Source organism: Natrinema soli (assembly GCF_028618695.1).
In genome coordinates this window covers 1-8,130 of sequence record NZ_JAQIVI010000262.1, presented here as the reverse complement: position 1 = coordinate 8,130, position 8,130 = coordinate 1, and the positions used below count along the sequence as shown (strand labels likewise).

Genomic DNA, 8,130 nt, shown 5'->3' with positions numbered 1-8,130 from the left:
CCGGGAGGGCGGCGGCCTCCTCAAGCGGGATCGACTCCGGTGCGTGAGCGAAGGTTCCGGCGTGACCGACCACGTAGTCGGCGAGCGAGCCCTGTCGGCCCGCGCCGCCGGGCATACCGTACACCTCGTCGCCCTCAGCGAACGTCTCGACGTCCTCACCGACCGCGTCGACGACGCCCGACGCGTCACAGTGGAGCGTCGCCGGGAGTTCGGGGGCGAAGTCGGGCAGCGCACCCTGTCGGATCTTGTAATCGACCGGGTTGAGACTGGACGCTTCGACCGCGACGCGGATCTCGTCCGGTCCGGGTTCGGGGACCTCGAGGGTCGTCTCCGTGAAGGCGTCCGGGTCGCCGTACTCCTCGATAACGTGGGCGGTCATCTCCGAAGACATGGCGGTCCGGACTTCGGCCGCCCGACGGGAATACCCGACGCTTTCGGCAGTCCGCGAGCCGCTCGTCGGGCCCCGTTAGACGAACGTCACGCCGTCGCCGACTCGAGGTCTGCCTTCAATTCGTCGCGCAGCGACGCCGGGATTGCGGCCGGGCCGTCCTCGTCGACCGTGACGACCACCGTCGTGACGGCGGCGACCGCGCCGTCGTCGTCCCGAAGCTCGTACTCGAGGGTGACGCTCGTCTCGCCGACATCGGTCACGTCGACGGCGACGGTGATCGGTGTCAGCGTCGTGAGCGCGCGCTCGTACTCGACCTCGAGCTGGACGACCAGATGCCTGCTGTCGTCGGGCCCGTAGCCGTGACTTGCGAAGTAGCGGTCCCGAGCGAGATCGGTGTACGCGACGAACTTCGAGTTGTTGACGTGTCCGCTCCGCCCGAGGTCGTCGGTCCTGACGTCGATCGTCGTCTCGTAGGCCGCCATGGGTGGCTCGAGGCGGAGCCACTCCGAATACGTTGCGGAGTTCGGGTGCTCGATTCCATCGAGGTGATGGGCCGACCGACGGATGATCGGCTCGGAGTGAGACGCCTTTCACCGCCACCGAGTACCAGGACAGGGGACTTACTCGAGCGCGACCCACTCGCCCCGCTCGTCGCTCCGTTCGATCGCGTCGAGCACCTGCTGGGCGGCGAGTCCGTCCTCGAAGTTCGGTTCGAACTCGCGGTCGTCCGCGACGGCGCTGAGGAACTCGTAGTTCTCGTGGACGAAGGTGTGCTCCCAGCCCAGCACGTGGCCCGGCGGCCACCAGTGATCGACGTAGGGGTCGTCCTCGTCCGTGACCAGAATCGTCTCGTAACCGCGGTCGCCCTCGCGGAGCACTTCGAGTTCGTTCAGCCGCTCGAGCGAAAATCGGAGGCTTCCCTTCGAGCCGTGGATCTCGATCGTGTGGTCGTTCTTGTGGCCCGCCGCGACCCGCGTCCCCTCGAGCGATCCGACGGCACCGTTTTCGAACTCGAGCTGCGCGCTGTAGGCGTCGTCGACCGTAACCGGTCTCGTCTCACCAGCGTCGTCCGCTACCGGTCGCTCGTCGACGAACGTCTTCAGGTGGCCGCTGAGCCGTTCGATATCGCCCGCAAGGTCGTCGTCACCGACCAAGAACCGAAGCAGGTCGACCGTGTGCGAGCCGAGATCACCGAGCGCGCCGGAGCCGGCCATTTCCTCGTCGTTGCGCCACGACCACGGCGCGTCGGAATCGACCAGCCAGTCCTGCAGGTAGCGCCCGCGGACCTGACGGATCTCCCCGAGTTCGCCCGCCTCGAGCAGTCGCTTCGCGTACCGGATCGCGGGCACGAACCGGTAGTTGAACGCACAGCCCGCGGGCACGTCGTCGCCGGCCTCACGCGCCGTCTCGGCCATCACGTCCGCTTCTTCGAGCGTCGGCGCGAGCGGTTTCTCGCAGAAGACCGGCGTTCCCGCCTCGAGGGCGGCGACCGACGGTTCGCGGTGGACGTGGTTCGGCCCGAGGTTGTAGAAGACGTCCACGTCGTCGACGACATCTCTCCAGTCCGTCGCGGTCGAGTCGAAGCCGAGCCGTTCGGCGGCATCCGACAGCGCCGATTCGTCGCGGCCGACGAGCACGCGACGCTCGACTTCGGGCGCGTCCGGGAAGAACATCGGCAGCCGCGCCATCGCGTTCGCGTGCGCTTTGCCCATGAATCGATAGCCGAGTACACCGACCTCGAGGGTCATGAACGGTCGTTTATCGGCTTGGTAGTTAGCGCTTTGGCATCACCGTCGACGATTCCGATCGCACCGATCCATTCCATGGTATACGATAACGTTTCACGCTTGTGGCTCCTCCGAGGACGTACTGGAGAAACTGATGACCGTCACAATCGATCTCGACGAAACCGAGAGTATCCACCTGGCTGATTCCGTCGAGCGGCGGCCGCCCGATCAGCTCGAATTCGCCATCGAGGGAACGGTCACCGTGACCGAGGCGCTGCTCGCCGAGTTCGAGGGTTCGACCCTGGATCCCGTCCGCATCACGGTGTCGACCGACGACTCGGACCCCGTCGAAATCGACCTGACGGGACCCGCGACGCTCTGCCTCGAGAACGCCGACGTCGGCATCGCGACTCCGGATACGGAGGATATTCCCACCAGTCTCGACGACCTTCGCTCGACGGCGGACGACGGATTCGGATCGGTCAAATCGCCGCCCGACGTGATCGCGTTTACCGTCGAGGCCGTGATCCGAGACGTGCCGACGGCGACGCTCGAGGCCATCGCGGACGATACCGCCGAGATCGAGTCGGTGACGTTCGCCGTCCGGGAGTCGGTCAGAAGCGACGGCGGGGCGGACGACGACGACGTGATCTTCGAACTCACGCTGTTCGGCTACGGCATCGTCGTTCGCCGCGACGGGACGATCGTCGTCAAGAGTGACGGGTCCCAGACCAGTATCGACCTTTCCTGACGGCTACGCTCGGGGCGGTGACGACTCGCTCGAGGGTTCGGCGACGGCCGTGCGAGCGAGTTACCTGTGCGGAGGGGACCGCTTCCCGACGTCGCCGCGTCGCTTGAGTCGGCGGTAGAGCGCCATGACGTCCTCGAAGTCCTCGCTGCCATCGTTGTCGATGTCGTACCGGCCGGGTGCCGGTTCGGAGTCGGTGATCGACGCCGCGTTCCTGACCGTTAGCGTCGTCGACTCGTCGCCGACCGAGAGTTCGTACTCGCCGGCCTCGACTACCTTCGCCCGGTCACCGGGCACGTCTCCGGGAACGACCTCGAGCGTCGCGAGGTCGAGTTCGATTTCGACGGTCGCGGACTCGCCGGGTCCGAGCGCGACTCGATCGAAGCCCATCAGCCGGCGGTGGGGCTGGAGCACCGACCCGTAGAACTCGGTGTTGTACACCTCGACGATGTGCTCGCCGGGCCGTTCGCCGGTGTTCTCGACCGTCACTCGGGCCGTAACGGGCGGGTTCCGAGCGGGATTGCCGACGGTGTCCCGCGAGAGCGAGAGGTCCGAGTACTCCCAGTCGGTGTAGGAGAGCCCGTGCCCGAACTCGTACTGGACCATCCCGCTCTCCGCGCCGACGGACTGGCGCGGCGGGTAGTCGTCGTAGAAGAGGGGAACGTGGCCGACGTTGGCTTCCCAGGTAAACGGGAGCCGTCCCGACGGGTTATTGTCGCCGAAGAGGGTGTCGGCGACGGCGACGCCGGTGTCGCTACCGGGCTGGCCGGCGAACAGGACGGCGTCGAGGCGGTCGAACGTTTCCGCAGTCCCGCGCGGGCTCCCGGCGACGATCACGCCGACGAGCGGGACGTCGTCGGTCGCCTCGTCAACCAGTTTCACGAGGTTCCGCTGTGCCTCGGGGAGGCGCATCTTGTCGCGATCGCCGAACCCCTCGTTGTGCGGCCCCTCGCCGAGCACGACGACGACGGCATCGGCCGCGTCGGCAGCGTCGACGACCGCCGCCTCCTGCTCGTCGGTCACGTCGAAGAACCCGTTGTCGAAGTTCTCGTAGATACTCGCATAGGGCGCGGCCTCGAACTCGGTCGGGACGTGCGTGAGTCGGTCGCCGAGTCGGTCCGACAGCTCGCCCGCGATGGTGTTCTGACGCGGTCGCGGCCCGTCCTCGGTCAGGTCGCCGTCCTCGATCCCCTGCCAGCCGAGCGTCCAGCCGCCGTGTTGCATCAGGAACCGGTTGGACGTTCCCGCCTCGACTCCGGGGCCGGTCAGCAACACGTCCTCGGCTCCCTCGAGCGGGAGCGCGTCCGCTTCGTTTTCTAGCAGGACCAGCGACTCCTTGGCGAGTCGCTCGGAGACGTCCCGCGCGCCGCCGACGAGACCGCCGATCTCGTCCTCGGGAACGGTGGGCTGGTCGAACAGTCCGAGATCGCGCTTGAGTTCGAGGATGCGACGGACCGACTCGTCGATGCGGTCCTCCGAGAGTTCGCCGCGCTCGACGAGGTCGATCGTCGTCTCGATGAACTCCGTCGGCGCCGTCTCCCCGCCGCACATGTGCATGTCGATCCCGGCCTCAAGTCCCTGCCTGACGGCCTCGCGCCACCCCTCGTCCGTGTCGGGAAGATACTCGTGATTCGAGATCATCCGCTTGAAGTCGTCCCAGTCGGTGAGGACGACGCCATCGAACTCGAAGCGCTCCCGCAACACCTGCGTCAGCAGCCACTGCGAGGCGTGGGCGGGCTTTCCGTTGACCGCCCCGCTGTTGACCATCACCGTCTCGGCCTCCTCGAGCGCTCGCTCGTAGGCCGGGAGCTGTCTGGTACGGAGATCTCGCATCGACGTGCGGGCGTGGGCGCGGTCCTTTCCGGTGTTGGGCGTCCCGTACCCGGCGAAATGTTTGACCGTCGCCGCGACGCGACCGTTCCGCTGGAACCCGCGGGCTCGCGCCTTCCCCAGTTCGCCCAGCAGCATCGAGTCCTCGCTGTGGCCCTCGAAGTACCGGCCCCAACGCATGTCTCGCAGCACGTCGACCGTCGGTCCGAAGGTCCAGTGGCCCCCCATCGCGGCGACCTCGTTCCCGGTGTGGGTCGCCGCCGCCTCGACCAGTTCGACGTCGCGGGTCGCGCCCATGTTGAGCCGCTGTGGGAAGCTCGTACAGCCGTCGAGCAGCGTGTTCCCGTGGAGCGCGTCACAGCCCCAGATGAACGGAATCCCGGAGGCCGTATTCTCGACCGTATACCGCTGGAGCCGGTTGAGCCCCGCGACGAACTCCTCGCCGTCGAACGTCGGTCCCGTCGCCCCGCCGTTGAGGATCGACCCGACGTGAAGCTCCGTGAACAACTCGCCGAGCGTCTCCGCGTCGTCGTGATCGTTGAACGCGGTCTCGGGACCGAACCCCTCGCCGAGATCGTCGATCGCGACCTGCGTCATCTGGCCCACCTTCTGCTCGAGGGTCAACTCGTCGATCACGTCGTCGATGCCCGTCCCGGTTCGCTCGGCCGCGGCGGTACTCGCGCCGACGCCGACCGCGGACGCCGCCGTCGCCGCGCCGGTCGTCTTCATGAACGTTCGCCGCGATTCGTCGATCCCTTCCGATTCGCGCTCCGATAGTCGGTCGTCTGACATACGAGACTGCATTACTACTCGATATGTAATAAATATTTTCTACGTAATCAGAGGGGGATAACTGCAATGGAACGGACCAAATGGAACGAACGATGCGCCGAACTCGCCGACGGCAGCTGTCTCGAACGAGCGTTTCGGTCCCGCCGAGTTTCGACGGGCGGGATCGAGCGACCGGGCGGTTCATCGCTGACGCGCACCGTCATCGGTACCGGTGACGGCCTCCCGGCGTGTACCCCTCGCTATCGGACCCGCGTATCGTCCGTTCGGTCCGGCCGAAAAGCAGTCGAGTCGTGCGGGGACGAGCCGGTTCCGATCGGGGACCGAGAACGCGAGGCGCGGCCTACTCGAAGCCGCCGCGGTGGACGATCTCCGCGAGCGGCTTACGGTCGCTCGGCTGTTCGCGCTCCCGCAATTCGTCGGAGAGCGTTTCGGGCGGGGCGCGCTCGCCAATCGCGACCATCGCTTCGACCTCGAACTCGTCGGGAACGCCGAGCTCCTCGACTGCGCGCTCGTGATCGAATCCGGCCATTCCGTGGACGGCCAGATCACGGCGCGAACCCTCGAGTGCGAGGTTCTCCCAAGCTGCGCCGGTATCGAAGGAGTGGACCGGTGCCGGTTCGCCGTTGTGGTCGAACGTCGTTTTCGAGACGATGACCGCGAGCACGGCGGCGTCGGTCGCCCACGCCCGGTTCCCTTCGTTCAGCAGGTCGACGAACGCGTCCCACTCGTCGTCCTCGCGGCTCGCGTAGCAGAACCGCCAGTGTTGATTGTTGAACGCGGAGGGGGCCCAGCGGGCGGCCTCGAACAGCGGGAGGTACTCCTCCTCGTCGAGTGGCTCGCCGGTCATCGCGCGCGGCGACCAGCGGTTGACGAACAGCGGGTCGATATCGTGGTCGGGCTCGCGGTGCTCGGCGACGTCGTCGCGCAGTTCGCGTTGGGTCTGGAGAGACTCCGTCATCGATCACCCGTCGGAGCTCGACGTATGTATACGTTATCAGACAAACGGGTTACCAGGTAACACTCATGTCGTGGTCGTGTCTATCGGTTCAGCAGTATCTACCAGTATAATATGCGTGTGATAGTTTCCCAAACGAGGCGCATCAGTCCGGCGTCGCAGAGCCGGAGTTACGGGAGAGGAGTAGGCCCAAAACCTCGCTGTTCACGCGGCGGCACCGGACGCGAAACGGAACTCGATGGGAGAACTACCGGACGAGCGGAAAACAGATGCGCGGCGTTTCGGCGAACCGACTCAGTCGTCGGCCGGCGTGGCCGCTCCGAGCTCGACGTCGATGTTGCCCGCGTCGAGGTCCGCCTCGATGTTCCGGGCCGCCTCGACCATGTTCGCCATCTTGCCGTAGGCGACCTCGCGGGGCAGCAGCTTCACGCCGCAGTCCGGCGAAACGACCAGCTGTTCCGGCGGAACGACCTCGAGTCCCTTCTTGATGTTCGCCTCGATCTGCTCGACGGACTCGACCTCGGCGACGTGGGCGTCGCAGACGCCGAGCGCGAGATCCTTGGAGAACTCGGGGTCCTTGAACACGTCGAGCTGCTCGTAGTCGCCGTTCGCGAGCTCGAGGTCGAACTCGTCGACCGGGAACTCGAGGATTTCGGGGTAGATGCGGGAGTAGTCGCCGTAACAGACGTGGAGGCCGATGCGAACCTCCTCGGGGATGTCGGCGACGATGTGCTCGAGGGCCTCGCCGACGATGGCGTGGTCGTCGGGCGTGGTCGCGAGCGCGGGCTCGTCGATCTGGATGTAGCGCGCGCCGGCGTCGACGAGCTTCTCGATCTCCTCGTTGACGAGGTCGGCGAGCTCGAGGGTTAGCTCGTCGTCGTCATCGTAGGCCTCGTTGAACGACCAGTTCGCGAGCGTGTAGGGGCCAGTGATCGGGACCTTGACCGGCCGGTCGCTGGCGGCCGCGGTGAACTCGTACTCGTCGACGAGCCAGCTGTCCTCGTACTCGACCTCGCTGACGACGCTCGGCTTGTCGAAGTAGTTGTGGCCCCAGACCTTGACGGGGCCGTTGAACTCGTAGCCCTCGATCCGATGGGCGAAGAACTCGACCATCTCGGTGCGCCGCATCTCGCCGTCGACGACGACGTCGAGGCCGGCGCGTTCGTGCTCGTCGGTGATGACCCGCGCGGCGTCGTCTTTCGCCTCCTGCCAGTTCTCCTCGTCGAAGTCGGCCTCGTCGTCCTCGTAGCGCTCCTTCGCGCGGTTGAGCCACTTGGGCTTGGGGTAGGAGCCGACGACGGTCGTCAGCAGGAAGTGGTCGTTGTCGTGATCGGGCCGTCGGAACTGATCTTTGTTTTCGTTCGTCATGCTGCTTTCACCTCCGCGAGGTCCGCGGCTTCCGCAAGGACCTCGAGTTTCTCCACGTACTTGCCGTATGGCAGGTAGAACGTCTCGGTGTTCGTCGTGAGGTAGACCGTCTCAAAGTCGGTGACACCGAGTTGGCCCTCGACCCACTCGACTCGGTCGCGGATCGCTTCGGGATCCTCGACGAGCGTGTTCTGGCCGTCCGCGAGGCCGAGCGCGACATCGTCGGGCGCGCCGTACTCCTGAATGTTGTAGAGGTTGTCGTCCTGATCCGCGACGAAGTCGAAGCCGACCGCGTCGATGTCGGCATCGAGCAGGTGCG

The 8,130-nt window shown here is 66.2% G+C and carries 7 protein-coding genes and 1 pseudogene; 1 reads left to right on the top strand and 7 read right to left on the bottom strand.

Annotation, left to right across the window (positions count from 1 at the left end):
* From PGX04_RS16405 to PGX04_RS16395, 3 genes are all read right to left on the bottom strand, one after another.
* Positions 1–391, bottom strand: a 391-nt coding sequence (locus PGX04_RS16405) for an alcohol dehydrogenase catalytic domain-containing protein (RefSeq protein WP_377042896.1), incomplete at its 3' end; no start/stop codon positions are given.
* Between the two features lie 86 nt (positions 392–477).
* Positions 478–873: an acyl-CoA thioesterase gene (locus PGX04_RS16400; RefSeq protein WP_273739493.1), complete on the bottom strand. Its 396-nt coding sequence runs from the start codon at positions 871–873 to the stop codon at positions 478–480.
* Positions 874–1,011: 138 nt separating this feature from the next.
* Positions 1,012–2,139 carry a Gfo/Idh/MocA family protein gene (locus PGX04_RS16395; protein ID WP_273739492.1) on the bottom strand — a complete coding sequence of 376 codons (1,128 nt, stop codon included), beginning with the start codon at positions 2,137–2,139 and terminating at the stop codon, positions 1,012–1,014.
* Positions 2,140–2,272: 133 nt separating this feature from the next.
* Between PGX04_RS16395 and PGX04_RS16390 the strand changes: the two genes are divergently transcribed.
* On the top strand, positions 2,273–2,869 hold the full coding sequence (locus PGX04_RS16390; protein WP_273739491.1) for a hypothetical protein: 597 nt from the start codon (positions 2,273–2,275) through the stop codon (positions 2,867–2,869).
* A gap of 60 nt (positions 2,870–2,929) precedes the next feature.
* Here the strand turns inward: PGX04_RS16390 and PGX04_RS16385 are convergent, their stop codons facing one another.
* From PGX04_RS16385 to PGX04_RS16370, 4 genes and pseudogenes are all read right to left on the bottom strand, one after another.
* Positions 2,930–5,488, bottom strand: coding sequence for a glycoside hydrolase family 3 protein (locus tag PGX04_RS16385; protein ID WP_273739490.1), 2,559 nt, complete (start codon positions 5,486–5,488; stop codon positions 2,930–2,932).
* Between the two features lie 340 nt (positions 5,489–5,828).
* The gene (locus tag PGX04_RS16380; protein ID WP_273739489.1) at positions 5,829–6,446 is read right to left on the bottom strand and encodes a nitroreductase family protein; all 618 of its coding nucleotides are present in this window, start codon (positions 6,444–6,446) and stop codon (positions 5,829–5,831) included.
* 291 nt (positions 6,447–6,737) lie between these two features.
* Positions 6,738–7,811 carry a methionine synthase gene (locus PGX04_RS16375; protein WP_273739488.1) on the bottom strand — a complete coding sequence of 358 codons (1,074 nt, stop codon included), beginning with the start codon at positions 7,809–7,811 and terminating at the stop codon, positions 6,738–6,740.
* Positions 7,808–8,130 (bottom strand): annotated as a pseudogene (locus PGX04_RS16370) (5-methyltetrahydropteroyltriglutamate--homocysteine methyltransferase); the annotation flags it as partial. The gene PGX04_RS16375 and the pseudogene PGX04_RS16370, both read right to left, overlap by 4 nt.